This is a genomic window from Caballeronia choica (assembly GCF_001544535.1).
Taxonomy (GTDB): domain Bacteria; phylum Pseudomonadota; class Gammaproteobacteria; order Burkholderiales; family Burkholderiaceae; genus Caballeronia; species Caballeronia choica.
On the sequence record NZ_FCON02000610.1, the window covers coordinates 1 to 578 of the forward strand.

Below are 578 nucleotides of genomic sequence, written 5' to 3' on the forward strand. Positions count from 1 at the left end.
GGTTCGCCGCCTTGCAGCCGATCGCACAGGGACTGCTGGGTGAATTCGGCGGCACGGGTGCCGAGGTTGGTCGGGGCTTGACGCTGCGCATGGATCACGGTTCGCAGTACACGGCCGATGACTTCCTCAACCAGGTCAGGTTCTGGGGCGTCACGCCGAGCTTCGCCTTCGTCGCCGAACCGCAAACGAAGGAGTAGGTTTCACATTGCACCTTGTCCGGTAGTTGGAGCGGCGATGAAAGTTGCTCGCGTTGCTTTGCGCCCACTAACGTCCTTTACGAGGACGACGTTCCCCAGAGGTTCGTACAGGCACCGGTGGTCATGCCCGTAAATCTGCCGCCGTAAAAGCCCTTGCCGACCCCACAAATGAATGGTCGCCTGGCTAACTTCGAGCTGCGCAGCGAGTTCAGCGCCGGTAAGCAAACCGCGCGAGCGCAGTCGCTCGAATCGGCTCGGTAGTCCATGGGCCGTGCGCACCCGCGCGATCTTCCTGGCAGTAAATGCCTGATGCTGCCAGTTTGAATATCCAAGTTCGTTGAGTCGGATGGCGACCTGTTGATCGGTACTAGTCTCGAGGAG

2 pseudogenes are annotated in these 578 nt (G+C 60.2%); one reads left to right on the forward strand and one right to left on the reverse strand.

Annotation, left to right across the window (positions count from 1 at the left end):
- Nucleotides 1-197: pseudogene (locus AWB68_RS48750) on the forward strand (IS3-like element ISMtsp5 family transposase); the annotation flags it as partial.
- A 3-nt stretch (nucleotides 198-200) separates the two neighbouring features.
- Here the strand turns inward: AWB68_RS48750 and AWB68_RS50710 are convergent.
- A pseudogene (locus AWB68_RS50710) lies at nucleotides 201-578 on the reverse strand (recombinase family protein); the annotation flags it as partial.